The 26,306-nt window shown below is 50.1% G+C and carries 26 protein-coding genes; 18 read left to right on the top strand and 8 right to left on the bottom strand.

The genetic code is table 11. From position 1 onward, the window contains the following. The first annotated feature begins 220 nt into the window (after window positions 1-220). Entirely contained in the window at window positions 221-454 is a 234-nt protein-coding gene (locus BZG13_RS01605) for a DUF2789 domain-containing protein (protein ID WP_069363531.1), read from the top strand. Between the two features lie 36 nt (window positions 455-490). Then, on the top strand, window positions 491-769 hold the full coding sequence (locus BZG13_RS01600; protein WP_077484489.1) for a hypothetical protein: 279 nt from the start codon (window positions 491-493) through the stop codon (window positions 767-769). Here the strand turns inward: BZG13_RS01600 and BZG13_RS01595 are convergent. Further along, window positions 766-1,545, bottom strand: a complete 780-nt coding sequence (locus BZG13_RS01595) for a Zn-ribbon-containing protein (RefSeq protein WP_077484487.1) — start codon at window positions 1,543-1,545, stop codon at window positions 766-768. The two genes, BZG13_RS01600 and BZG13_RS01595, sit on opposite strands and share 4 nt — an antisense overlap. Then, window positions 1,542-2,090, bottom strand: a complete 549-nt coding sequence (gene syd / locus BZG13_RS01590) for a SecY-interacting protein (protein WP_069363528.1) — start codon at window positions 2,088-2,090, stop codon at window positions 1,542-1,544. The genes BZG13_RS01595 and syd overlap by 4 nt, the downstream gene beginning before the upstream one ends. Before the next feature lie 63 nt (window positions 2,091-2,153). Here syd and queF point away from each other — a divergent pair, with 63 nt between their 5' ends. The 5 genes from queF to xni all read left to right on the top strand — a co-directional run bounded on the left by queF (window position 2,154) and on the right by xni (window position 9,424). Continuing rightward, window positions 2,154-3,002 carry an NADPH-dependent 7-cyano-7-deazaguanine reductase QueF gene (queF, locus tag BZG13_RS01585; RefSeq protein WP_077484486.1) on the top strand — a complete coding sequence of 283 codons (849 nt, stop codon included), beginning with the start codon at window positions 2,154-2,156 and terminating at the stop codon, window positions 3,000-3,002. 57 nt (window positions 3,003-3,059) lie between these two features. After that, window positions 3,060-5,405, top strand: coding sequence for a tetratricopeptide repeat protein (locus BZG13_RS01580; RefSeq protein WP_077484484.1), 2,346 nt, complete (start codon window positions 3,060-3,062; stop codon window positions 5,403-5,405). A gap of 77 nt (window positions 5,406-5,482) precedes the next feature. Next, complete coding sequence (locus BZG13_RS01575) at window positions 5,483-7,039, top strand: GGDEF domain-containing protein (protein ID WP_077484482.1); 1,557 nt, start codon at window positions 5,483-5,485, stop codon at window positions 7,037-7,039. Window positions 7,040-7,158: 119 nt separating this feature from the next. Beyond that, window positions 7,159-8,514 carry a nucleotide 5'-monophosphate nucleosidase PpnN gene (gene ppnN / locus BZG13_RS01570; protein WP_069363524.1) on the top strand — a complete coding sequence of 452 codons (1,356 nt, stop codon included), beginning with the start codon at window positions 7,159-7,161 and terminating at the stop codon, window positions 8,512-8,514. 118 nt (window positions 8,515-8,632) lie between these two features. Beyond that, a complete protein-coding gene (gene xni, locus BZG13_RS01565; RefSeq protein ID WP_108743852.1) occupies window positions 8,633-9,424 on the top strand; it encodes a flap endonuclease Xni in 792 nt (263 codons plus the stop codon). A gap of 31 nt (window positions 9,425-9,455) precedes the next feature. Here the strand turns inward: xni and rlmM are convergent, their stop codons facing one another. The 4 genes from rlmM to BZG13_RS01545 all read right to left on the bottom strand — a co-directional run bounded on the left by rlmM (window position 9,456) and on the right by BZG13_RS01545 (window position 12,569). Then, a complete protein-coding gene (rlmM, locus tag BZG13_RS01560; RefSeq protein WP_077484520.1) occupies window positions 9,456-10,532 on the bottom strand; it encodes a 23S rRNA (cytidine(2498)-2'-O)-methyltransferase RlmM in 1,077 nt (358 codons plus the stop codon). Window positions 10,533-10,651: 119 nt separating this feature from the next. After that, window positions 10,652-11,032, bottom strand: a complete 381-nt coding sequence (locus tag BZG13_RS01555; protein ID WP_077484478.1) for a DUF423 domain-containing protein — start codon at window positions 11,030-11,032, stop codon at window positions 10,652-10,654. After that, entirely contained in the window at window positions 11,029-11,667 is a 639-nt protein-coding gene (locus BZG13_RS01550) for an alpha/beta family hydrolase (RefSeq protein WP_077484476.1), read from the bottom strand. The genes BZG13_RS01555 and BZG13_RS01550 overlap by 4 nt, the downstream gene beginning before the upstream one ends. After that, window positions 11,664-12,569, bottom strand: coding sequence for a transcriptional regulator GcvA (locus BZG13_RS01545; RefSeq protein WP_069363520.1), 906 nt, complete (start codon window positions 12,567-12,569; stop codon window positions 11,664-11,666). Before BZG13_RS01545 ends, BZG13_RS01550 begins: the two co-directional genes overlap by 4 nt. 356 nt (window positions 12,570-12,925) lie before the next feature. Between BZG13_RS01545 and BZG13_RS01540 the strand changes: the two genes are divergently transcribed. From BZG13_RS01540 to BZG13_RS01505, 8 genes are all read left to right on the top strand, one after another. Further along, window positions 12,926-14,137 carry an aminotransferase class V-fold PLP-dependent enzyme gene (locus BZG13_RS01540; RefSeq protein ID WP_077484474.1) on the top strand — a complete coding sequence of 404 codons (1,212 nt, stop codon included), beginning with the start codon at window positions 12,926-12,928 and terminating at the stop codon, window positions 14,135-14,137. Window positions 14,138-14,156: 19 nt separating this feature from the next. Then, window positions 14,157-14,582 (top strand): cysteine desulfurase sulfur acceptor subunit CsdE, encoded by a 426-nt coding sequence (gene csdE, locus BZG13_RS01535; protein WP_077484472.1) that lies wholly within the window; start codon window positions 14,157-14,159, stop codon window positions 14,580-14,582. Window positions 14,583-15,098: 516 nt separating this feature from the next. Next, the gene (locus BZG13_RS01530) at window positions 15,099-15,839 is read left to right on the top strand and encodes an SDR family oxidoreductase (protein WP_069363517.1); all 741 of its coding nucleotides are present in this window, start codon (window positions 15,099-15,101) and stop codon (window positions 15,837-15,839) included. 15 nt (window positions 15,840-15,854) lie between these two features. Further along, window positions 15,855-17,066 carry an acetyl-CoA C-acetyltransferase gene (locus tag BZG13_RS01525; RefSeq protein WP_077484470.1) on the top strand — a complete coding sequence of 404 codons (1,212 nt, stop codon included), beginning with the start codon at window positions 15,855-15,857 and terminating at the stop codon, window positions 17,064-17,066. A 58-nt stretch (window positions 17,067-17,124) separates the two neighbouring features. Continuing rightward, the gene (locus BZG13_RS01520; protein WP_046074153.1) at window positions 17,125-17,472 is read left to right on the top strand and encodes a phasin family protein; all 348 of its coding nucleotides are present in this window, start codon (window positions 17,125-17,127) and stop codon (window positions 17,470-17,472) included. A gap of 79 nt (window positions 17,473-17,551) precedes the next feature. Then, window positions 17,552-19,366, top strand: a complete 1,815-nt coding sequence (gene phaC / locus BZG13_RS01515) for a class I poly(R)-hydroxyalkanoic acid synthase (RefSeq protein ID WP_077484468.1) — start codon at window positions 17,552-17,554, stop codon at window positions 19,364-19,366. 116 nt (window positions 19,367-19,482) lie between these two features. Next, window positions 19,483-20,247: a substrate-binding periplasmic protein gene (locus BZG13_RS01510; protein ID WP_069363514.1), complete on the top strand. Its 765-nt coding sequence runs from the start codon at window positions 19,483-19,485 to the stop codon at window positions 20,245-20,247. A gap of 60 nt (window positions 20,248-20,307) precedes the next feature. After that, entirely contained in the window at window positions 20,308-21,087 is a 780-nt protein-coding gene (locus BZG13_RS01505; RefSeq protein ID WP_069363513.1) for a substrate-binding periplasmic protein, read from the top strand. Window positions 21,088-21,094: 7 nt separating this feature from the next. Here the strand turns inward: BZG13_RS01505 and tcdA are convergent, their stop codons facing one another. Both tcdA and BZG13_RS01495 read right to left on the bottom strand, forming a co-directional pair. Further along, on the bottom strand, window positions 21,095-21,910 hold the full coding sequence (tcdA, locus tag BZG13_RS01500; protein WP_077484466.1) for a tRNA cyclic N6-threonylcarbamoyladenosine(37) synthase TcdA: 816 nt from the start codon (window positions 21,908-21,910) through the stop codon (window positions 21,095-21,097). A 33-nt stretch (window positions 21,911-21,943) separates the two neighbouring features. After that, entirely contained in the window at window positions 21,944-22,864 is a 921-nt protein-coding gene (locus tag BZG13_RS01495) for a LysR family transcriptional regulator (protein WP_158074857.1), read from the bottom strand. 98 nt (window positions 22,865-22,962) lie between these two features. Between BZG13_RS01495 and BZG13_RS01490 the strand changes: the two genes are divergently transcribed. The 3 genes from BZG13_RS01490 (at window position 22,963) to BZG13_RS01480 (ending at window position 26,271) form a co-directional block, all read left to right on the top strand. Beyond that, window positions 22,963-24,288: an aspartate aminotransferase family protein gene (locus tag BZG13_RS01490; protein ID WP_077484462.1), complete on the top strand. Its 1,326-nt coding sequence runs from the start codon at window positions 22,963-22,965 to the stop codon at window positions 24,286-24,288. A 40-nt stretch (window positions 24,289-24,328) separates the two neighbouring features. Continuing rightward, the gene (locus BZG13_RS01485; protein ID WP_077484460.1) at window positions 24,329-25,156 is read left to right on the top strand and encodes a 3-keto-5-aminohexanoate cleavage protein; all 828 of its coding nucleotides are present in this window, start codon (window positions 24,329-24,331) and stop codon (window positions 25,154-25,156) included. A gap of 143 nt (window positions 25,157-25,299) precedes the next feature. Beyond that, window positions 25,300-26,271 (top strand): TAXI family TRAP transporter solute-binding subunit, encoded by a 972-nt coding sequence (locus tag BZG13_RS01480; RefSeq protein WP_077484458.1) that lies wholly within the window; start codon window positions 25,300-25,302, stop codon window positions 26,269-26,271. The last annotated feature ends 35 nt before the right edge of the window (window positions 26,272-26,306 follow it).

Genomic DNA, 26,306 nt, shown 5'->3' with positions numbered 1-26,306 from the left:
ATGTAAGCCCCTGTAATAAAATAAAAAATAAAAAATAGGAGGTCGATTTTCGTAGCAAGATTCTGCTTTTGTCCCACGCCCTTGTAAGAGATATCGCACACTGAGCAGGGAGCTTTTCTATTCTTTGTTCTTTGCTCACCGACACCGCTTTCATCAAGGCACAGAGTAGCGGCTGCTACTATAGTGAGTATAGACGCTTATCAAGCAAGTAGGAGTGGCAATGGAAACCTTTCAACATGACTTACAGCATCTGTTTGAACAACTGGGCTTAGCGACCGATAAGGCCTCAATTGAACACTTCCTATCCAGCCACTGCTTGGTGGAAGGACAAACACTGGTCGATGCCCCATTTTGGAGTGCGGCACAACGGGCGTTTATTGATGAAGCCATCAAGGAAGACGCCGATTGGGCGGAACAGGTTGATATGCTTGATGCGCGACTGAGAAAGCCCTAATCTTTCCTTCTCCTGTCATGTCGCTAGGATTAACTGATGAGCTATCAAGCTGAGCTGGCGCGAGCAATCAAGGTGCTCGACGCAAAAGGGCAAACCGTCACCGTGGCGAAAGTAAAAGCCCAATTGACCACGCAAGTCCCTTTACCCTTGATTATCCAAGCGGTGAAAAGTGCGAAAGCCAATACACCACTCCCCGAAATGCCTAGCGATGACGCGAGGCTATCCGATGCTGAGCGTATCAGCCAACTCGAACAACAAGTGGCCGAGTTGAGCGAGCGATTAGCGACGCTAGAAGCCCAGCATTTAAACCGCTAAGCCAGCTTAAAGTCCCAAGAAAGGTTGGATACTAGCCGGCAACGATCGCACTTAAACAGGAAGATATCGTGTAACGGGGCCTCAAGCCGCCAAGACTCGCCACACTGGGGACATGGGCGTTCAAGCTCACTCTCTTTGTCTTTACCGCCCACACGATATTGATAATAGTAAGTCGGCGTGCCCGTTAAGTACTCTATCCGCCCACGTAAATCCCAACCGCGCTGAAATAGGCGCGTATTGGGACATCCAATTTCATTCAAGCCTGCAAATTCGGCATCGCTGGCACCGGCCATTTGTAATTCATCACAGGCTTGCCATTCTGTTTGCCATTTGATGACCGCTTTGTGATCACCGTTAAAGGTGGCGGGTAAGCGATAAAGCGGGATGGGTAGCAGGGTATCGCCACAACGCAGCGGCGAACACGTGTGAACAAAGGTGGTGTAGAGCACTTGCCAAGTCGGAGAGACACTCGGAGCGGCTTGTTCCGAGTTCAAATCGCGCCCCAGCACACGCACTTTCGGTTGGGTTAAGCACGCCTCGGCGAGCTGCTGCAACGCGCGTTTCACTTGTGGGCTGTGAAAGCGTGGGTGCAAGGCGTCTTCATCTGGGCACACCACACGAAGCTGAAACTGGCCTTCTTGCATCAAGATCGGAAACTCGCGTCCGAGCACCTGGCCATTATAACGCAATGCATCCATGAGGCCGTTGATCGTGCGGTCGACCGCACTAACGGTGGTATTATCAAAGCACTCAAAGGTCAATTCCGTGAGAATCATGCCACATCAACCTCTAGTGCTGCGAGAAATGTTTCCAGATTGGGGGCAATCACATCACGCGTCCCTTTATTCAGGGTTTCTCTGATCACTTCCCCACTCATGTTATCAATCGCAATGATCACCATTTCATCGTCTGTGGTCGCGATAAAGACACTCGGCGTAAGCTTGCGCTGACGCTGCATCATCAGATGTCCCAAGATGTTTTCTTGTAAGCGCGCCAAGTCATCGTCACTCCACACCTGAAGCAAGCTTATCGACTCCCCCTGATAACGCACCGATAAATCTGCACAATAAAATGCGTTATAAAAATCTTTAATATCACTGTGCAAACGCAAGGCTATCGCTTGTTCTACATTGGAAAAATCAGCCAACGCGTCGCGCTTGACTGGTTGCCATTGTAGTTGGTGGTCATTTTCGCTCACGACACAGGGAGATGGCAGTCCAATGTAAGCCTCTGTACAGGGTAAATGTTGATACTTACCCTGCCATACCGCCATATAATTCTGTGTTAGCGCCCAAAGGGCACGATGTACTGTGTTCTCCATTCGCAACCTATAGCAAGATTCAGTAAACTTTACCCATTCTACTTGAATCAATAGCAGATCCGTATGAGCAATTATCAAGATGCCGATGCCCTCGCCAATTTATCGCTTGGCGAAAAAACAGATTACCCAACCCAGTACGATCCGTCACAACTGCGTGCCGTCCCTCGCGCGCTAAATCGTCAGGCCATCGGACTCGATAATGCGGCGATGCCCTTTACCGGATACGACACCTGGACCTTGTATGAGCTGTCATGGCTCAACCAAAATGGTTTGCCCCAAGTGGCGATTGGCGAAGTCCGTCTACCGGCCTCTAGCCCCAACTTGATCGAGTCAAAATCATTTAAGCTATACCTCAATAGCTTTAATCAAACCCGCTTTGATAACTGGCAACAGGTAGCTAACGCATTGCAAACCGATTTATCCGCTTGTGCGGGCGAAGAGGTGGATGTCACTTTATCCCCGCTCAGTGAGTTAGAGGGAGAAACCATCGCTGGCCTCGCGGGTGAATGTATCGATCACCAAGACATCAGCATCGACGACTATACCTTTAATCCAGACTGGCTCGACGGTGCCGCTCAAGGCGCGATTGTGTCCGAGACCCTTCACAGCCATTTACTCAAATCAAACTGCCTGATTACCAATCAGCCAGACTGGGGCTCGGTGAGAATCGCCTATAAAGGCAACAAGTTAAACCGTGAGAAGCTGCTTCGCTACTTGGTGTCATTTCGTGAGCACAATGAGTTTCATGAGCAATGCGTGGAGCGCATTTTTATGGATATCATGCGTTTTTGTCAGCCGGAAAAGCTCACCGTTTATGCCCGTTACACGCGTCGCGGTGGTTTAGATATTAATCCATACCGTACGAACATGGGCAAAACACCAAGCGAAAACAATCGTTTGGCAAGACAATAACACCATAGGCTGCCTGCGGGCAGCCTTTCTCTCATCGCTTTACTTAGAGGATGGCGCATGCGCATCAGCCGACTACTTGTAGGCCTGCTTTTTTGGTTAACGTCGATAACGGCGTTCGCTTCAATCCACTCCTCGCCCGTACTCACTAATGCGGAAAAACTCCTCGAAACGTCTCCAACGCAATCGTTGGAAATCAGCAATCGTTTTTTAGCCCAACGCCGCCTAACCACAGGGGCCAATCGCTCACATGTGAATAACGACACGGATCGTTCGATTCGCACGCCATTGCATACCGTGTATGCCTATTTGATCAGTGCCCGAGCTTATGCTTACCTCGATCAACCGGTTGAGGCTAAAGCGGCGCTACAAAAAGCCTATCAAGTGGTCGATGAATACGACTTAAAACACGTACAAGTGCAAGTCTTGCTGACCGAAGCCTCGCTTATCTGGCACCTTGATCGCGACTCAACGCGCGCCCTCGCGACACTCGATGCCGCCCAAAAAGCCATTGAGGCCTTACCGGAAAACAGCTTAAACGGTCAAGAAAGCCGTTTTAAAAGTGCTTTACTGCGCGCCAATATTCTCGCCGCCACCGCAGACAGTGACACCGCGCTTGTCGCCTATGAAAATGCGCGCAGCCAGCTTAATAGTGATCCCCAAGATTTACGGGATAAAGTCGAGTTTCAGCTCTCACTGGGTGGCTTTTTACTCGACCAGAAGCAACATGAGAGTGCCCTGACCGAGTTACTCAGCGCTTTCTGGATAGCTAGCGAGAACGAATACACAGCATTGATTGCCGGTGCCAATATGAAACTGGCCAGGCTGTATAATCAGCAAGGCGCGCTTAACCAAGCCCTTGAACACGCGAACCAAGCCGCTGCCTTTTTTGAGCATTATTCATTAAGCCGACGCTTATCAGCATCACAGCGCCTCTTGGCCACCATTTACGAGCAACAAGCCCGTTATAATTTTGCCTTGGTGCATTATTTTAATGCACTTGAAATTGAGCAAGCACTCGGTCGTCTCCAACCGCTTGCACAAGTCCATCTGGCCATCGCCCGCACCTATTATCAGCTAGAGCATTTCCCGCTCAGTGACAGATACATCCAAGATGCGCTAAGACTGGTCGGTAGCCTACCCAACTCGCCCCTCACCACACAGGCAATGTTGTTGCAAGGACGTATTCATCTTGCGCTTTCTCAACCCAAGCAAGCAGAGGAAGAAATTCGCACCGCGCTAGAGCGAGCAGAGGCAGAAAAAGACTTTCAAACCATGACGATGGCGCATCATGCCCTCTCCAAAGCCTTGGAGTCGCAAGGCAAGTATCAAGCGGCCCTGATGATGCAACGTGATTATGAAAAGCTGCGCGCGCAGCAACTGCAATCAGAGCGACAGCAACAAGCCGATACCTTTAAACAACAACAGCGTGTGGTCGAGCGGCAGCTACAAATGGATGAGCTGCAGCGCCAGCTAGATAGCGCACATCAAGAACAGCTTCACTTACAGAAGGTCAACTATTTCCTATTAGGCAGCCTTGGGGTGTTAGTGGCCATTGTTTACCTTCGTCATCGTGCCGCGGTGATGCGTCAGGGAGAACTCGAAGAGCTGCGTGATGATTTTTATACGCACCCACGTACTGGGCTGAGAAACTTACGCATGCTCAATGCCAAGTTACCGCGTTCGTTGGAAAAAAGTAACGCCAACTTTGAGCAATGGTATCTGAACGACATGATCCATCAGCCACTGAGTGATCGGCTCCGCTTTGCCATGTTCGACGTTGCCTTTCTTAAAGCGTTATTTTTGCGTCTCGGCTATCAAAGGGCGCAAGATATCGAGCGTCAGCTTGGCGACTATTTGTCCGAGCGCGTCACTCAATCTGGCCGCTTATATCATTTCGCCGATACCTTGTTTATTTATATCGAGACCAATTGGGAGCAAGATACCCAGCCTGATGCACTTGCTCATTTCGTGCAGTCTTTGATCGCAGACTTTGTCAGCCACTATCAAAGTAGTCAGGCACACGCGATGAGTGAAGGTGACTCATCCCCGGCGCTCACGCCGCAAGTCGCCATTGGTCTCGCGGAGTATCCTTTTTTACCACGTGCGTACACATCGATTAATGACCAAGAGTTGATCGAGATTTTATTAACGGCGACCCATCAAGCCAGTGATCTCGCGCAACAGACCGGGGAAAGTCATTGGGTACACTTTAGCGCAATTAACACAGCGCCCGCCGCGAGCTTCGTCAATACCAACTTGCGTCATGCTTGCTTGAAAGGCATTGATTCTGGATTAGTAAAGGTTAAATCTTCAGCTAACGACTTGTTGAACTGGCAGAAGGATCACGAATCTGATAAAAAGCCAGCGTCAGTTATTGATGACCATAGCAATAAATCGGTATAGCTACGGGTAGTTAGTGAAACTGTTTTCGCTACCAATGGCGCCAAAACGCGAACATAATCAGGTATTTCCTCGATAAAATGACTAAGTCCACCCCATCACCGTTGTCGGCCCAGACCGCTCAGGCGGGTAATAATGCGTCGCCCTCAGCGTATCGGGAGCTGGCGCTCAGGTCGCGTCGGGAGATCCATAGCCTTAAACGGCTGGTGTCGCGCTTTATCGCTACGTGCTCGGGTAAAAATAACTTGGTCGACCAAAAGCTGGCCGAGTTCCGTGACGTATTGTATTCAACGCAGGATGTTAGCGCGTTGCTCCCGCGTTTAGCCGTTATTGAACGCATGGTGGGTCATCAAAACATGACACAAGCAAAAGCACAGTCACACCTCGATGAGCAATTTCACACCAGTGGTGAAACACTACAGCGAGTGACAGGTCTCCCCGTTCAATTGAAACGCGACTTGCGAGATCTATTGGCGCAACCGGCGAACGGTGATACCGAACGCACACAGCACCTCATTAAGTTACTTCAACTTTACGAACGCGCCGTGACCTTGCAAGTTGCCAGGCCCCGTACGCAGCAAATACCAGACATCGACAACGATCAAATACGTCGCGTCGCTGACGAACTACAAAACCTGATTACAGAACTCGATATCGACGGTCAAGCAGGCGACAAGTTGCTTGAAATCCGCCGTGAACTGCTGACCGATATATCACCGGCTACCGTGGTGTCTTTAACGTTAGCGGCGCTCAAACTGATTCTAGAAGCCACCCAATCTGAGCGGCGCGCTTCGCAGCAATTTCTCAGTCAAGTCAATGATGACCTCGTATCAATAAGCCAACAAAATACCCGTGCGCATGATCATGCCAGCCAGCTGCGACTGGCACACCAAAGTGTCGATCAGCGACTCGATCGCACCATTACCGATATTGAACACGAACTCAAACGGAAAGGCGCGGCAAAAGCCAACCCAGAAGCCGCATTAACCCAAGCGCTTGCAGAGCTCCAAGTGATCGCGCAAGAAAATAAAGCGCTCAAAAATCGCGAGCAAGCCTTGGAAGAGCAATTAGCACACAATCAAAACCAGCTTAGCGCCTTAGCAGAGCAAACCCTCGATCAACACCGTCGGATCGGTGATCAGGAGCGCAAACGTCTGTTAGATCCACTTACCCGTGTCTACAACCGTGCCGCCCTAAACGATCGTTTGGAACATGAGTACCGATTATGGAAAAAGTACCAGCGTGAGTTTTGCCTTGCCGTCGTTGATCTTGACCACTTTAAACAAGTGAATCAGCAATTTGGCTACGAAGTCGGTGATAAAGCGTTGAAAATTATCGCGCGCACCATCTACCAATGCTTACGCGACACCGACTTTATTGCCCGCTTTGGTGGCGAAGAGTTTGTGATTTTGTTACCTGATGCCGACGATGAAACGCGCACTGATATTTTGGCTAATATTAGCCACACCATTCGTAAACTCCCGCTGAAGTTTAAAAACGAGCGCGTGTCAATTAGCGTCTCAATTGGTGCCACCCTCTTCCAAGGTGAAGATACCCCCACACCGGTGCTAGAGCGTGCTGACCAAGCGCTCTATCAAGCGAAAAACAGTGGTCGCAACCAAATCATCTGGTGTTAATTTTTACTGGTCAATTATGGCTAGCGTGTGTATTTTTAATTAACACACTGATTTTTATAGCACCGCTCGACAGCCTTGCTCACGTTAAACAGGATGTCGGCGTGTAAGAGGTTGTCGCTATGATCACACACATTAGTCCGATTGGAACGATGGATCTGCTTTCTCAAATCGAGGTCGATCGTTTAAAAGCCAGCGCCAGCAGTGATCTGTACCGCTTATACCGCAACTGCTCATTGGCCGTTTTAAATTCAGGCAGCCATACAGACAGCTCCAAAGCACTTCTCGAAAAACACGCCAACTTTGAAATTCGCGTGTTACGCCGAGAGCGGGGGATCAAACTCGAGCTGGTTAACCCACCCGATCATGCCTTTGTCGACGGCAAGATCATTCGCGGCATTCAAGAGCATATGTTCTCTGTCCTCCGCGACATTATTCACGTTAATGTGCAGCTCGAGCATAGTCCTGCCCTCAACCTCGATAGCTCACCGCATATCACTAACTTAATATTCGGTATCTTGCGTAATGCGAAAACGCTCCGTCCACGGGTCGATCCTAATTTAGTGGTTTGCTGGGGCGGGCATTCAATCAACGACATCGAATATCAATACACGCGTGAAGTGGGTCATGAGCTTGGCCTGCGTGAACTGGATATTTGTACGGGGTGTGGTCCAGGTGCGATGGAGGGGCCAATGAAAGGCGCTGCGATCGGCCATGCCAAGCAGCGCACGTATGACAGCCGATTTATTGGCTTAACCGAGCCCTCTATTATCGCTGCTGAGCCGCCGAACCCCATGGTTAACGAACTGGTTATCATGCCCGATATTGAAAAGCGCCTAGAAGCCTTTGTCCGTATCGCGCATGGGATTGTCATTTTCCCTGGCGGCGCAGGGACAGCGGAAGAGTTACTTTATATTCTTGGCATCATGATGCATCCTGATAACCGCTCACAGCCTTTGCCTATCGTGTTAACCGGCCCGAAAGAGAGTGAAGATTACTTTCGCGATATCGATGCGTTTATTCGTGATGTCTTGGGCGAGGAAGCCACCCAATATTATGAAATCGTGATTGACGATCCTGCTAAAGCCGCACGATTGATGAAAAATGCCATGCCCGCGGTCAAAGAGCATCGCAAGGCCACTGGCGATGCCTACTCATACAATTGGTCATTAAAAATCGAGCCGGATTTCCAACATCCCTTCGCACCAACACATGACAATATGGCTAATCTTAACTTGCACATGGATCAGCGCCCAGAGTTGCTCGCTTCCGCGTTACGTCAAGCATTCTCGGGCATTGTGGCGGGGAATGTGAAAGACGAGGGAATGCGCAATATCGAGCAACATGGCCCGTTTAAAATCGATGGTGACAAATATTTGATGGAAAAAATGGACAAACTATTACAAAGCTTCGTCGACCAACAACGGATGAAGCTGCCAGGCACCGCCTATGTGCCGTGCTACGAGATTGTCTCCTAACCCAAATACGCGCACTGAGCCGGCGAGCAATCAATAACCTGCATGACGCACACTGCGTTATGCCACCAACACAGGTATAATGCGCGGCTCATGCTGCGCGTTATTACTGGTTTTTATTATGTCTAGCCTCCATGTTGTCATTATCGATGCAATGAACCTCATTCGCCGTGTCCACGCGGCTCAGCCTGAGGGCGATGCCATCGACACCACGGTGAATGCCTGCATCAAAACCCTCAATAAAATCATCAATCATAGCCAACCGAGCCATATTGTTGCTGTTTTTGATCATATGGGCAGTGAGCGTGGCTGGCGCGCAGAGATCCTGCCGGCATACAAACAGCACCGTAAACCGATGCCTACGGTGCTCGAACATGGGTTAGATGCGATTCAAGATGCATTTTGGCAGCATGGCGTTGACTCGTTGCTTTCTCAGGGCGATGAAGCTGACGACATGATTGCCACTTTGGCTTTAAAGGTGGCAGAACATCAGCAACAAGTGACCATAGTGTCGACCGATAAAGGCTACTGTCAGCTTTTGCAACCGATGATTAGGATCCGCGATTATTTTCAGCAGCGCTGGCTAGATCTCGCCTTCGTCCAGGCGCAATTCGGCGTTCGTCCGGACCAGCTTTGCGATTTTTGGGGGCTCGCGGGGATCAGCAGCAGTGAGATCAGTGGCGTACCCGGGATTGGCCCCAAAACGGCCACCAGCCTGCTGAGCGATTATGCTGATATCGATGCTATTTTTGCTGCGGACGATCTCGCACCAAAGTGGCAGAAAAAACTCACCGGCCATTATGAATTGGCGCAACAATGTAAACAGGTCGCACAACTGAAAACGGATATCCCACTCGGCTTTAACTTGCAAGATATCCGTTTTGACTCCGTCAGCCAGAGCCAATCTTCGTAAATCAGTGCGTCACACACCTAGTGACTCTCGGTTAACGCTGGCGTTTAACCCGCCGTAAATGCACCGTGATTTCCTCGCGATCATGGTACAGATGCTTCGCGCGCATTTCATACGCCACGTTGTAGTCATCAAGAAAGGCGCCTAGGGTGTCGAGGTTCTCCGTCACCTGCTCATAGCGGCGGCTCATCGGCAATTTCAAATTAAATATTGCCTCTTTCGCCCACCCTTCAATCAGCCACTCACCCATCAATTGGGCTACACGAGAAGGCTTTTCAATCATATCGCATACCAGCCAAGTGACATTCTTACGCGTCGGCTCGAACTTAAATCCATCTTCAGCGTGGTGAAAGACTTGTCCGGTTTCCATCAATTGCTCATCCATTGCGCCGTTATCGACCGCGTGGACAAACATCGAGCGTTTAACCAACTGATAGGTCCAGCCTCCAGGGCTCGCCCCTAAGTCGACCGCCCACATGCCAGGCGCTAAACGCGTCTCCCATTCTTGCTTGGGAATAAAGTGATGAAACGCCTCTTCCAACTTTAAGGTCGATCGGCTCGGCGCATCAGAAGGAAACTTCATTCGCGGCAACCCCATATAATGCGGGGAGTTATTGGTTGTCAGAGAGTAGCCAATCAAGCAGGTGCCTGGGGCGGTAAAACACAGATGGATCACCGGCTTTTTGGGGTTATCTTTTGCAAGCAGTACCCCTTTTTTACGTAAGGCTTGGCGCAATGGCACGGTGAATTTACGACAAAACTTCAACAGGGCTTTCGCTTCGTCATTATCTGGGGTTTCCACCCGTAGGTCGCCGCCTTTGGGTAAGTGCTCGCCCACCGCCAAAATCGGTGAAATACGATCGTCAGGGTCAAGCTCAGAAAGAGAGGCGGTGATAGCGATCATTTGCCGGGCAAAAATCAGTGAGTCTAGCGGGAGATCACGCACAACACGCTCGGCATCGCCCTCTTGATAACACTCAAACAGGACATACGCACTATGATTAACCACGCGCGGGAACCCATATACCCCCATGTCGGTGGTTTTTTGTTGGATCTCTGCGGCACAGTCTTTCTCAAACCCCGCACGACAATAAAGCAGAACCTGATTCATAACACCCTCTGGCTCGAACATATCACCACGCTGTGTGGCGGTAAAAATAAGCTGCGCATTATATCTGCCATCTAGACCAGAAAGAAATGCCCGCGAGGCTTTTATTCATGTAGACAGACTCAGCGCTGATAAGAACGCCAAGCCCCTATGACGAGCCCTACCCAGCCGATCAGAAAGCTTACACCGCCCATGGGTGTAATGGGTCCAAGCCAATACCAAGATGTCAGCGCCAGGAGATATAAGCTACCACTAAACGCCACCACACCGATAAGCCAGGCCCAAGCCACAATGGCAAAACAGCGAGAAGAAAGCTGAGAGGCGACACCGCAAATCCCCAATAACGCAAGACTGTGCCACATTTGGTAGTCAACGCCCGTTTTAAAAATGGCTAACTGGTAGTCTGATAGCACCGCTTTGAGTCCATGCGCGGCAAAGGCGCCTAGCCCTACCGCTAACCCTGCGCCGATCGCCGCCACACTCACCCAATGATGTAACTTCATCCTTGCTCACCTTGTTGTTTAATAAACTGGTATAGGCTATCCACCGCCCACTGGCGATTATCTGACTCTGTATATCCTGAGGCTTTACGAGGCTTAAAACTATGATCGCCATCCGGGACAATAATCACTTGAACCGAGGGAGACAGCGGATAATGCATCACTTCGTCTTCACGGCCAAACGTATCGCGTGCGCCCTGTACAATCAGCAGTGGACGCTCAACGGTCGCCAAATGCTCCCCTTTATATTTTTCTGGCTTTCCTGGCGGATGGAATGGAAAGCCCAAACAAATCACCCCACTGACAGAGGCATGCTCAGTCAAATGGCTCGCCATACGCCCACCCATCGACTTACCGGCTAACCATAATCGGCTCCCAGCAGGGCGCAAACCATCCACGTGCTCAATCACAGATTCAAAATGGGCAAGCAGTTTTGGGGCGCGATCGGGCGGGCGCTTTTTACCTTCTTGTTCGCGTTTATCCATATAGGGAAAGTTAAATCGTACCACTTTGCAGTGTTTCTCTATCCGCGCGGCCATATCAGCCATGAACTCGTGATCCTTTCCAGCGCCCGCCCCATGGGCAAAAATCATCCAGTCTGTTGCCGTTTCTGGCCCGTCAATATTTAAACCTGTCATAAATTCATGTTCTCTTGTTCTTTCGCTGCCGTCGCCAACATCCATTCTCGGAACGCGGTGATACGTCCAGTGTCCGCATCACGCTGCTGGCTGACCAAGTAGAAACCGTTATCGCTTTTTAATACTTGCTCGAAAGGCTGCACCAAGCGTCCAGATGCTAGCTCTGGTTGAGAAAGCACATTGTTTCCTAGCGCGACCCCTTGCCCATGTGCCGCCGCCTGCAACACCATGGATGAGTGACTAAAAATCGGCCCATGCTCAACATTCACCTCGCTGAGTTGATGGGCTTTTGCAAAGGCTTTCCATTCTTTACGCGAGCGGTCATGCAATAAAACATGATGAACCAAATCATCTGGAGTTTTTAGCGGCTGCCCAGACTCCAGTAGCAGTGGCGAACATACAGGCAGCAAGCATTCTTGATACAAAAGATCACAGCGTAATCCCGACCAGTGACCTCGGCCATAGTAAATGGCAACATCGACATCATCGGTCAGAGACCCTTCTTCCAAATCAACCGCTTTTATCCGAACATCAATATCAGGGTGCGCGGTATTAAAATCAGCTAATCGAGGTACTAGCCACTGAATCGCAAAACTGGGCGGCAAACTAATCGTCAGCGCCCCTTTGGCACTGCGCTCCAGCACTTTATCCGTCGCATAGGAAAGCTCAGAGAAAATATCTTTTATATCAAGAAAATACCCTTGTCCTTCTTCGGTCAATAGTAACGAACGATTACGCCGGCGAAACAGCTTCAAACCGAGAAACTCTTCTAATGCCTTGATTTGATGACTAACGGCCGCTTGAGTGACAAACAGCTCTTCTGCCGCTCGTGTAAAGCTCAAATGTCGTGCGGCTGCTTCAAACACACGCAGCGCGTTGAGTGGAGGAAGACGCCTCGCCATATGCTGACACCTCTATGCATTAATTTTTCTAATCATTGGCATTATAAATTGTCGATTGCTGATATACCAGCAAACTCCTATAGTGCTCCCCGCATCCACTTGTGACGTCTCTCTATTTAGACTGTTTCCGTGGTTGCGATGTTGTGTTTGCATTTGTCTAACACTGGTTAGACAGGTAGTCGTATCTACCACTTTTAACTTCCTGTATTTTGACATTGTCTGTCATTACATATTTGTTGGCACTGAGCCTCGCTCAGTGCTTTTTTTTGTCTGTAATAAGGCGAGAGCCAACAACAGGCTTGAGTTACATCCACGAGATAGCGATCATAGACGGGATTTTATTTCGGACGATGACTATGACCGACGGTTTTGATCCCCATTCCCTACGCGCCCAGTTTCCCGCTTTCAATACGCCAGGCTGGGTATATCTAGACAGTGCCGCTACCGCCCAAAAGCCGCAGCCAGTGATTGATGCGATCAGTCGCAGTTACATGATGCCAACGGCCAATGTACACCGCGGTCAGCATCAAGCGTCCCTCTCCGCAACCGAACAGTTTGAGCAAGCGCGGCGAGATGTGGCACATTTTATCGGTGCCAACCCACACAATATCGTCTGGACCCGCGGCGCGACAGAAGCCATTAATCTGATCGCCTATGGCCTAAGCCACTCGCTTACCCCACAAGATGACATTCTCGTCAGCGAAATGGAGCACCATGCCAACCTCATCCCTTGGCAATTGATGGCGCAACGCACTGGCGCTCAACTGGTAAAAATCCCCTGCTGCCCTCGCACGGGGACAATAGACATGAAGGTGTATCAGCAACGCTTAACCGCACGGACACGCATTGTTGCGATCAGTCATGTTAGCAATGTCACCGGCACCCGCCATCCTATCGAGGAAATGACCCAAGTTGCGCACAAATTTGGTGCAACCGTGATCATTGATGGCGCACAGGGCATCGTCCATGAACCTGTCTGTATGCAAACACTGGACACTGACTACTATGTTTTTTCTGGCCATAAACTTTATGGGCCCACAGGGATTGGTGTCTTGTATGGAAAACCAGAAGCGCTGAGCGCGCTCTCGCCTTTCCACGGGGGCGGGAAGATGATCACAGACGTGTCGTTTGACCATCATACCCTCGCATCCATCCCCGCCCGTTTTGAAGCAGGCACGCCTAACACCGCAGGCGCAATCGGCCTTGCCGCTGCCATTGATTGGCTTAAGCAGCAAGACAGCCAAGCAATCGACGCACATATAACAAGCTGTTACCAACAACTCATAGACGCTTTGCGCGCACGGCCACGCATTCGTTTGATCGCGCCACAGGCGACCAGCTCCATGGTCTCTTTTGTCGTTGGCGACGAGCATCATGCAGACGTGGCTGAATTATTGGCCCAACAAGGTATTGCCGTTCGCTCTGGCCATCATTGTGCCCATCCTTTTATTAAGGCGCTTGGTGTCGATGGCACCATCAGGGTCTCTTTAGCGGCCTATAATACATACCAGGACATCACACAGTTTATTGCAGCATTAGATAAGACCCTGGATCTACTCGATATTTAATCATAAGGCAGGATAGACAATGGCGTTACCCCATCACCCTTTTGGCACCGAGCTTAACCAAACGACGGTCACCGAGATGCTCGCGCAACACACCAGCTGGGAAGATAAATACCGACAATTAATTTTGTGGGGAAAACGGCTGCCAACCTTTACCGATGCGCAAAAACAAACAGCAAACCAAGTGCACGGCTGTGAGAGTGCGGTTTGGTTTCTCCATCAGGCCGAGGAGGACACCCATTACTTTGCCGCCGACTCCAATGCCAGAATTGTTAAAGGCTTATTAGCGATCGTGCTTGCCTGTGTTCACGGCCAACACGGTAATGCCATTCACACCCTCGACATAGACCGCGTTTTCCAGCAAGCGGGACTGGCGCACCATTTAAGTGAGTCACGCACCAATGGCTTGCACGCCATCATTGAATACATTCATCAGATCACTCGTTAGCCCTTTGCACACGTGGTGGCCTGTCGTCACCGCGATCGCTCGCCACTCACCTCACAAGCAGTGTTTTTAGTGTTTATTTTTTGACCGCCATGACTATTTAACAAGGCAACCCAACCAAAAAGCCGCAAGTTACACCGCTAATGCAATCCTTTTCATTGACTTAGCCGAGCACTGAGCAACTCGATGACAAACCCACAAAAAAACACAAAACAAACATACTGTTAACAATTAATTGCAGTGTTTCCCTATTAGTTTGACCAAGATCTCGAATGCAGAACATCAGGTTTTTATACTTTGCGTATTTGTCTAGATTCGTTAGCTTAGAAGCAGGCAGTCATAAAAGGGTCACACCCATCCGTTAGGCTGCCTAACAATATCGGCAGAATGATAAGTTGATTTTTGGCACAACTATTGCTGCTGTGAGAAGAAGATGACTGTAATTCTGGTTTGAAGTGGTTCCAGATGCGGCTTCAGGCATCTCGTTTAGTTTGCTTGTTGTAGTGAATGGAGTCATAAATGAAAAAACTGGCATTAGTAACCGGCGCGAAAGGTGGGATCGGATCGGCAATTACCGAGAAATTGGTAGAAGACGGATATCGCGTCATCGCGACCCACTTTACAGGGGGAGCAGAGTGCGCCCAAGAGTGGTTTGACGAAAAGAAATTTAACCACGACCAAGTTCGTCTATTTGAGCTTGATGTCACCGACACCGAACAATGCGCCTCACGGATTGCTAAGCTTTTAGAAGAAGAAGGCACGGTGGATGTACTGGTAAACAATGCGGGGATTACCCGCGACAGTGTGTTCAAGAAAATGAATGCCTCACAATGGCATGATGTCATCAATACCAACCTCAACAGCCTCTTTAACGTCACTCAGCCCTTATTCGCCGCCATGTGCGAAAAAGGAGGAGGACGCATCATCAACATCTCATCGGTCAATGGCCAAAAAGGTCAGTTTGGTCAAGCCAACTATGCCGCCGCCAAGGCCGGTATGATGGGCTTTAGTAAGTCTCTCGCGGCAGAGGGGGCACGGGCCGGTGTCACTGTCAATGTTGTGGCGCCAGGCTATACCGCCACACCGATGGTTACCGCCATGCGCGACGATGTGTTGGAGTCAATCACCAGCCAGATCCCGATGAAGCGCTTGGCTAAGCCAGAAGAAATTGCAGCCTCAGTGGCTTACCTTGCCAGCGACGCAGGCGCTTACATTACGGGTGAGACGCTGTCAGTAAACGGCGGCCTCTACATGCAATAAATCAAGGATAGATTGATGGAACGTATTTTTATCGTGGCGGCAAAACGTACCGCCATCGGTGCCTTTTCAGGCACACTCAAAGACGTCCCAACGGGGCAACTCGCCGCTTACGCCATTAAAGGTGCGCTGAGTGACACATCGCTTGCCCCAACCGCGATTGATGAAGTCATCGTGGGTAACGTGGTCAGCGCAGGACAAGGAATGGGGATCGGTCGTCAGGCCGCGATTTACGCAGATATCCCGCCCCATGTTCCCGCCTATTCAATCAATATGGTCTGTGGCAGCGGCATGAAAAGCATCATGGATGCCGTGACGCACATCCGAGCTGGCGATGCGCAGGTTGTGGTCGCGGCTGGGGTTGAAAACATGTCACAAATCCCGTTTGCGGCAGCGGGCAACCTCCGCGATGGGCAAAAAATGGGCAATTTCGCCATGAAAGACTTGCTCATTAATGACGGCCTCACGGATGTGTACAACCAGTATCACATGGGCGTGACCGCGGAGAATGTCGCCAAAGAAGTCGGGATTACCCGTGAGCAACAAGATAGCTTTGCGCTTAGCAGCCAACAAAAAGCCGTTTCAGCGATTGAAGCAGGTCGATTTAAAGATGAAATCACTCCGATTGAGATAAAGCAGCGTAAGCAAACCGTGACGTTTGATACCGATGAGTACCCAAAAGCAGACGCCACGCTAGAGGGCCTCAGCAAGTTGCGCCCCGCCTTTGATAAAGAAGGCTCAGTAACGGCCGGTAATGCTTCCGGCATCAACGATGGCGCGAGTGCGGTGATCCTCGCGTCTGAGTCGGCAGTGAAAGAACACGGGCTGACCCCACTTGCAGAAGTTGCCGCCTACGCTCAGCACGGTGTCGATCCAAGCATTATGGGCTTAGGCCCTGTGGGAGCGGTCAATACGGCGTTGGAGAAAGCCAACCTGACCCTCGACAACATTGATTTACTTGAGCTTAACGAAGCATTTGCTGCACAAGCGCTGGGGGTCATACACCAATTGGCGACTCACCACAAAACAACACCTGATGCAATATTGGCGCGTGCCAATGTCAACGGCGGTGCCATTGCACTCGGTCACCCACTCGGGGCATCAGGTAATCGGATTGTGGTGACCTTGCTACACGAGCTCGCGCGAAGAGGCGAAACCCACGGGGTTGCTTCTTTGTGTATTGGCGGCGGCATGGGTACAGCTTTAATTGTTAAGCGTACACAAGCATAAACGGACACTTGCGACCTTGGGTTAGAAACCCATACACAACACTATCAGGAGATACACCATGTACACAGATATGTTTAAAGCGTTTTCTGAGCAATCTGAAAAAGCCCTGGCTCCCTACGTTAATTTCAACAAGTTGGTAGCCAAAAATGTTGAGACGCTGACTGAGCTACAAATGAATGCCATGCGCACCTATAGCGAACTCGGCCTAGAGCAGATGAAAGCAGCGAGCGAAGTGAAGGATGTCTCTAGCATGACGTCATTCAGCAGCCAGCAACTGGCCGCTTTGACCAAGCTGTCTCAACAAATGATGGATGACAGCGCCAAGCTGCAAAACATCGCCAAAGAGTTTAAAGAAGATATCGACAAACTCACGGCTGAAAATATGAAAGCCGGCACCCCAGCATAAAGGCAGGGTTTTTGCACTAGTGCCTGCTGTCGCTGACAGCAGGCCTTTGTAGTGCTTATCCGATCAAGAGGGCAAGACTATGTTTCATCACTTCTTTTCGGACTACCTTGCCAGGCTGCAAGAACAAAACCAGCAATGGTGGCAGGATCTTGAGCAGGGCAAGGCAGCCGTAAACACACCGTTCAATCAAGCCATGCAGGAAGTCAGCCTGCAAGACACTGCTCAGTTGCTGGAAGGCGCGGCTCAACAACCCGCTGCACTTCTACAAGTGCAAATGCAGTGGTGGGAACAGCAAATGCAAATCTGGCAGAACGCCATGCTCGCGCGTGATAACACGGAAGAGGTAGTGAGCGAAGGCAGTGACGATAAACGTTTTAAGGATAAGGCTTGGCAGGAAGATGTCCTTTATAACTTTATCAAACAGTCTTATCTGCTGTTTGGACGTACCTATATGGAAACCATCGACGCCATTGAAGGCCTTGATGACAAAACCCGTGAACGTCTCTCATTTTTCTCACGCCAAGCGATTAACGCCATGGCCCCGAGTAACTATATTGCGACTAACCCTGAACTGCTCAAAATGACGCTGGAGTCTCAGGGTGAAAACCTACTGCGTGGCATGGAACAGCTTAAGCAGGATATGGAGTCTAGCGCGGATATCCTTAAAGTGCGCATGACCAATAATAACGCGTTTCGCGTGGGTGATGATGTCGCCAACACACCTGGCGACGTAGTGTATAAAAATGAGTTATTCGAACTCATTCAGTATCGTCCGGTAACGGAAAAAGTATATACCACCCCCATCTTGGTCGTTCCTCCGTTCATTAACAAGTACTATATTCTCGACTTACGCGAGAAAAACTCACTGATTCGTTGGTTGGTTGAGCAAGGGCATACGGTATTCTTGATGTCGTGGCGTAACCCCTCTGCCGAACAAGCAGAGATTAGCTTCGAAGACTACGTGACCCAAGGCACCGTCAAGGCAGTCAGTGCCATCGAAGACATTACCGGTCAATCGCAGATTAACGGCGTTGGCTACTGTATTGGTGGGACCGTCTTAGCCTGTACCATCGCTTACTATGCGGCGAAGCGCATGAAAGCACGGATTAAATCGGCGAGTTTCTTCACCACCTTATTGGACTTCTCGCAGCCAGGGGAAATTGGTGCCTACATCAATGACAGCTTGATTCGAGCCATTGAAGCGCAAAATACGGCACGCGGCTACATGGATGGCCGTTCACTCAGCGTTACCTTTAGCTTATTGCGCGAGAACAGCTTGTACTGGAACTATTACATTGAGAATTACCTCAAAGGTAACAGTCCTGTCGACTTTGATTTGCTGTATTGGAACAGTGATAGCACCAACGTGGCCGCGAAGACACACAACTTTATCCTGCGCGATTTGTACCTTGAAAACAAACTGGTTCAAGACAAGGGAGTAAAAGTCGGCGGTGTCTGGATTGATCTGAATAAGATCAAGGTGCCGAGCTATTTCATCTCGACCAAAGAAGATCATATCGCCCTTTGGCAAGGGACCTATCGCGGTGCACTGAATGTTGGCGGCAATAAAACCTTTGTACTGGGCGAATCAGGGCATATTGCCGGTATCGTCAACCATCCCGTTAAGAAAAAATACGGTTTTTGGACCAATGATAGCCTGCCTGATAGTGCCGATGAGTGGCTCGATAATGCGTCACATCACACTGGCTCTTGGTGGACCCACTGGGAAAAATGGTTACGTAGCTATAGTCCGGAAGAGCAAGTGGAACCATACTCAATAGGGTCTGAGACCTATCCGGTTCTTTGTGCGGCGCCGGGTGAATACGTTCGTCAGGTTTTGCCGATTCACACAGAGGCTAAAACCGAACCTGAGCCTGAAGAAACCAACGCTTAACCAGCTATCTCAATAATAAGAATGGCGGCGCAATTGTGGCTCATAGAGTGCGACGGCGCCGCTTTTTTTCTCCTGCTATACTCATCGCATAGTCACGAGAACGCTCAGGAGGCAGTATGAGACTGATGGTGCGATGGGGAGGTGTATTGTTGCTGATCCTCCCAATGCTCACACATGCGCAATCAATCCGCCTGACATCAGGTGAGTACCCTCCTTTTATTTCACAACATCTCCCCAACCAAGGCCCATTAACTGAAATTATTGTGTTGGCCGCCGAAGAAGCAAACCTCGATATAACGTTTGGTTATTTTCCTTGGCATGAGTCGATGGCACTGGCTCAGCAAGGTCAGTGGAACGGTACGGTTGGATGGGCTTTCACCAAAGAGCGCGCACTGGATTTTATCTATTCAGATGCAATATATACCGAAAGTGCTGTCTTCTTTCATCGCAAAGATAAAGCGTTTAATTGGTCAAAGCCCGAGGATTTAGCCGGCCTTGCGGTCGGTGTTGGCCTAGGATATATCGACGTCAATACACTGACCCAGTTGCAAAAATCCGGTATAGATGTGAAGTTACAAGAGTTTGAAACAGAAGAGGACCAAGTTCACGCCTTATTGAATAATCAGATTGATATTGCGCTAGGCAACAAAGATGTTTTGCTCTACATCATTAAAACGACGCTCAGTGCAGAGCAAACTCGTCAGTTGACGTACCATCCCCATCCCTTTCGCGTTACTCCCTTACATGTGCTGTTTAGTCGTAAGATTAAACAAGCGTACGATCATTCTCGTGCATTCAACAAAGGGTTACGACGCATAAAAACGGATGGTCGCTATAAAGCAGTTTGGAATCAATTTCGACGGCAAAAGTTGCCTGAATAGGTTCAATTAAAGGCTCATCAATATGGGTTATGGTAGACGTCCGTTGACGCTGGAGTTGTTATGTGGCGATGGCTAATCATTTTATTCGCGTTCAGCCTCCCGGTGGTTGGTGTTGCCACGCCCAATTTAGTGCTGACGTCTGGCGAATACCAGCCGTTTATTTCCAATCAATTAGTGCATCAAGGGGTGTTAGCGCATATCGTTAAAGAAGCTGGCAAGCGACAGGATATGGAGATAGAGATTGAGTTTATGCTTTGGCAGCAAGCGAAAGAAGAGGCACAAACGGGCAAAGCCCACGGTACGGTTGGCTGGGGCTACACCTCTAAACGTGAAAAAGACTTTATATACTCTGCGCCTATCTATACCGAAACCGTGGTGTTTTTCCACCTCAAAAACCGACACTTTGATTGGCAATCGTTGGCTAGCCTGAACGGCTTACGCGTTGGGATTAGCGAGAGCTATATAGAGGATGCCATGCTGGCAAACTTTAATCAGCAAGGTGGCGACGTGGTGGTTCGCCGCTACCCCAACGAAGTAGAAAAGCTGCGCAGCTTACTCACGGGCGACACGGATGTGATTATTGGTAACCAATATGTGGTGATGAACACCCTACGCACTGTGATGCCTGATGACACGCGTCAGCACATCACCTTTCACCCTAAACCGCTGCGTGTTACGCCCCTCCATGTTTTATTGAGTCGCCAACATCCTGATAGCGCACGCTGGGTAGCGCGATTAAACCGTGGTATTAATCAACTCAAAAACAGTGGCGATTACCAAAGAGCATGGACTGCGTTTCGCATGGGCGAATTTGGCGTACGCGCGCTCCCTTCAGAGTAAAGCAGGCTCAGCCAGCCTGCTCGCGACGCTGATCAGCCGCGATTAGCTTTTGTAAAATGCGCGAAACAGCGACGAAACCAAAACTCGCGGTCACCATGGTTGCCGCCCCAAAACCACTGGCACAATCCATGCGTTTGGGGCCTTCGGCTGACACTTTGCTTTCACAGACACTGCCATCAGGCTGAGGATATTTGAGCTGCTCGGTGGAATAAACACAATCAATGCCAAACTTGCGTCCTTGGGTTTTCGTGAAACCATGAAAACGACGAAGGTTGTTACGCAGCTTCGCCGCGAGCGGATCTTGAATCGTTTTAGTCAAATCTGCCACTTGGATTTGAGTTGGATCGATTTGACCGCCTGCCCCTCCAACGGTCAACACCTTAATTTTATGCCGCTTGCAGTAAGCAAGTAACGCCGTTTTCGGTTTAATACTGTCAATCGCATCCAACACATAATCAAACCCAGAATGGATATAGTCAGCGAGGTTATCGGCACTAATAAAATCATCGACGACGGTGACCTGACACTCTGGGTTAATCGCCGTTAGGCGCGCAGCCATCACCTCGCTTTTACTTTGTCCGACGGTCTCTTTCAGTGCATGAATTTGGCGATTGGTGTTGGTGACACACACATCATCCATATCAATTAATGTGATGGCTCCAACCCCTGTGCGAGCCAGCGATTCCACTGCCCACGATCCCACGCCACCAATACCGATGACACAAATATGGCTTTGGTGAAACACCTCTAGCGCACGGCGTCCATACAAACGAGCCGTACCGCCAAAACGTTGCAGATAGGATTCTGATAGGGGATGTGTCATAACTATTGTCTTCGTTGATCGCGCTGACAGGCGTTATACCGACTTGCTGATAGGATGTCTAGCCACATCCACCTTGAGGGCGTCACACAGCCAGTTGATCACGTGCATGACAGCGGATGAACGCTGCTTGTACCGCGCACTATAAAGGTAGTAGCCATAGCCGCTGTCTATGCTTAACCCCAAGGGATTTACAATCTGATCGTTTGACAGGGCGGCTGAGGCCATAAAGGTGGGGATCAATGCCATGCCCATACCCTGTTTCACGCCTTCAAGCGCCATAAAAAAGTGCTCAAAGCCTGCGCCATATTGCGGATTACTGTCAGCCAGCCCAAATTGTTGCCAAAACTGCTCCCACAGTGAAGGGCGCGTCAAATGAGATAAAACCGGCACCTCCGATAACAACGCGGTCCGATCCAAAGGCTCTGGTAGCAAAGTCACTGATGCGACAAGCGATAAGTGTTCGTGAATTAAACAGGCTCCTTGCGCGCCTGCCTGCTGATGAGGCTGACAGCGGATTAAAATATCCAGTTCACTTTCTTTCCCTTGAGGCACATAGTCACTGGCACTGACCACCACAGAAATATCAGGATGCTGCGATTTAAATTCAGGCAGCTGAGGAATCAACCAAAGGCTGGCAAACGAAGGCGGTACCAATAAGCTGACAGACTCTTGCCTTGCACTTTGCTGGCGCGCTTGCGCCGTGGCATTGGCGATATCATTGACGCTGGCCGATATCATAGTTAAATAAGGCTCTCCGACTCGGTTGAGTCTTACTCCCCCAGCATGTCGCTCAAAGAGTGGTTGACCAATTCCTTCTTCGAGCTGCTGTATTTGCTTGCTCACCGTACTTTGGCTGACATGCAATACCTTCGCGGCTTCTGAAAAACTTCCTGTTTGAGCCACCGCAATCAGTGTTTGAAGCGAGCGCATCGACGGCAAACGCACATTTATCACCCTATTCCTTTTTTGCATGCCTGGTGAAAATATATCCTTTGCAGTTCAAAACACAAGCCCGCCATACTGAGTTATCACGCTTGCATTGAGGCCCTCGTATGAGTCATGTCTTTCAACGTCACTGTCATCATCTTCCCCCTACCATTGCCAGTGGTAATGGGATGTACTTAATCGACACTCAAGGTAACGAGTATCTCGATGCATGCGGAGGCGCAGCCGTCTCTTGCCTTGGGCACAACCACCCTGCCGTATTAGACGCTATCCACCGTCAGCTTGATGCGATTCCCTATGCGCATACCGGCTTTTTTACCTCAGAAAGCAGTGAAGCGCTCGCCAAGATGTTGGCCGACCTTGCGCCTCCCTCGATAAATCACGCTTATTTAGTCAGTGGTGGATCGGAAGCGATGGAAACCGCGCTAAAACTCGCTCGCCAGTACTGGGTGGAAGTCGGTGAACCCCAACGACAACGTTTTATCGCACGCCGCCAAAGCTACCATGGTAATACTCTCGGGGCGCTGTCCGTGGGTGGCAACGCATGGCGACGCGCTCCCTTTGCCCCGTTGTTGATGGATACCAGTTTGATTGCCCCTTGTTACGCCTATCGCGATCAACGTCCCGATGAGACCGCTTACGAGTATGGTCAGCGGGTGGCCAACGAGCTTGAAGCCATGCTGTTAGAAAAGGGCCCGCAAACCGTCATTGGGTTTATCGCAGAACCTGTGGTGGGGGCGACAGCCGGTGCATTGACCGCGGAAGCGGGATACTTTTCTCGTATTCGCGCAATTTGCGATCAGTACAATATTTTGCTGATCCTCGATGAAGTCATGTGCGGCACGGGACGCACCGGTCGCTTTTTCGCTTTTGAACATGAAGGCATCGTGCCGGATATTGTCGCCATCGCTAAGGGACTGGCTGCTGGTTATCAGCCCATTGGCGCCACCTTGGTCTCGGATCGTCTCTATGAAGCAATTGCATCTGGGTCAGGCTTTTTCCAACATGGCCACACCTTCATGGCTCACCCAACGGCATGTGCCGCTGCCTTAGCAACACTCACCACACTTGAGCAAGAAGGATTAGTTGACGCCGCCGAGCAGCAAGGCAAGGCGCTTAAAACGGCGCTACATCATCAATTTGATTCATCCCCTTTTGTCGGCGACATCCGAGGTCGTGGTCTATTTTTGGCACTCGAGTTGGTCGCGGATAAAGCGTCAAAGCAGCCTTTTTCGTCCACATTGCCGCTAGCGAAACAAATCAAACAAACCGCGCTGGAAAACGGCCTGATGTGCTATCCCATGGGCGGTACCATCGATGGCAAACAAGGTCACCATATTTTATTGGCGCCTCCCTACATCATTAAACCGCCACATATTGATGAGATAGCCGACAAACTACGGATAACCTTAGACACCTGTCTGCCACACTAAGCAGTCAGTCTTGCGCTCAAACTAGGCTTAAGGAAAAAAGATGACCGACACACGCACCATCATGGTTGCTCCCAACGGCGCGCGGCTGCAGCCTTCGCAGCATAGCGCCGTCCCGATTGATGCACTATCACTGATTGACTGCCTGCACGCATGCGCTGACGCCGGTGCCGCCATGGCGCACATTCATGCACGCGATGAGTCTGGCGCGCATAGTTTGGACCCCACTCTCAACCGTCGGCTTTACCAGCAAGTCCAAGATGCGGTCGGTAATCGCATGGTCATCCAACTCACCACCGAAGCCGTGGGTCGCTATCGCCCGTCAGAGCAAATCGGATTAGTGAAGGCCGTTAAGCCTGAGGCCGTGTCCATTGCGCTAAGAGAACTCGTGCCTGACCGTTCCGAAACGACCGAAGCCAGAACATTTTTTGCGTGGTTACATCACCATGCTGTTTACACACAGTTTATTCTCTATCACCCTCAAGATGTGGCGCGCTACCATCAGCTACGTCACGCCGGCGTGATCCCTCCTACAGGGCACCATTTACTCTTGGTTGCGGGTCGGGATCAAAATCCCCCATTTGGCCACCCAGAAGACATCATCGCCATGTGGCAAGCGCTCCCCGACCCTGACAACCTGCCCTGGTCAGCCTGTGCATTTGGCCACCATGAGATCCGCTGTCTGACGACCGCTGCACTGCTAGGAGGAGACATACGAATCGGCTTTGAAAACAACACCCAACGCGTTGACCAACGTCAGGCCATAGATAACGCATCTCAGATCACAGATTTACGCAACACACTGGAAAAGCTGGGATATTGTACTAAACCTGTACAAGCACTAAGGCAAACCATGACCCAATCGTTTTAACCCAATACAATTGCTTGCAAATATTGTTAAAAGATTGAAAAAATAGCGTGGTGACACTTTTTTGTCATATTGTTATTGAGTGTCATACCAACTTCGAGGGTGCGCCCGGATAGCAACCTCTAACTTAAAAAGGAATCTTAAGCATGAAAGCGATGAAACCTACTCTGATTGCGCTCGGCTTTTCTGCCGCACTAGGAACCGCGGCAAGCGCGCAAGCTAACCAGTTTGTGACTATTGGTACTGGCGGTGTCACGGGTGTTTATTACCCAACAGGTGGTGCAATTTGCCGTCTGGTCAATAAAAGCAAAGATGACCATGGCATTCGCTGCTCGGTAGAAAGTACAGGCGGCTCAATCTACAACATCAACACTATTCGTGCTGGCGAGCTAGATATGGGTATCGCCCAATCTGACTGGCAATACCATGCTTACAAAGGCACTAGCAAATTTGAAGATCAGGGCGAATTTAAAGATCTGCGCGCGGTTTTCTCTATCCACCCAGAACCTTTTACCGTGGTAGCACGTGCCGATGCGGGCGTAAAAACCTTTGATGATCTGGAAGGCAAGCGCGTTAACATTGGTAACCCTGGCTCGGGCCAACGTGGCACCATCGAAGTATTGATGGATCAAATGGGTTGGGATATGGACAAGTTCGGCCAAATTTCTGAACTAAAAGCGGCCGAGCAATCCAAAGCCCTGTGTGATAACAAAATTGATGCCATGGTTTACACCGTAGGTCATCCAAGTGGTGCGATTCAAGAAGCGACCACCGCCTGTGATAGCGTATTGGTTGAAGTTGCGAATGATGCGGCTAAACAGCTGATTGAAGATCGTGACTATTATCGTCAAGCCATTATTCCTGGCGGTATGTACCGTGGCAACGACAACGACGTCACCACCTTTGGTGTGGGTGCGACCTTCGTCTCTTCCACACAAGTTCCTGAGGATGTGATCTATAACGTGGTGAAAGCGGTGTTTGAGAACTTTGACGACTTTCGCCGTCTCCATCCTGCATTCGCTAACCTGAAGAAAGAAGAAATGGTAAAAGACGGCCTGTCTGCTCCCCTTCACCCAGGTGCGGCGCGCTACTATCGTGAAGCAGGATTAATTGAATAAGTCATCTCCCGCTTACCAACAAGCGAGCGTTAAAC

Source organism: Salinivibrio sp. ML323 (assembly GCF_001995745.1).
Classification (GTDB): Bacteria; Pseudomonadota; Gammaproteobacteria; order Enterobacterales; family Vibrionaceae; genus Salinivibrio; species Salinivibrio kushneri.
The sequence above is the reverse complement of the archived record's forward strand: the minus strand, read 5'-3'. Positions and strand labels throughout refer to the sequence as shown.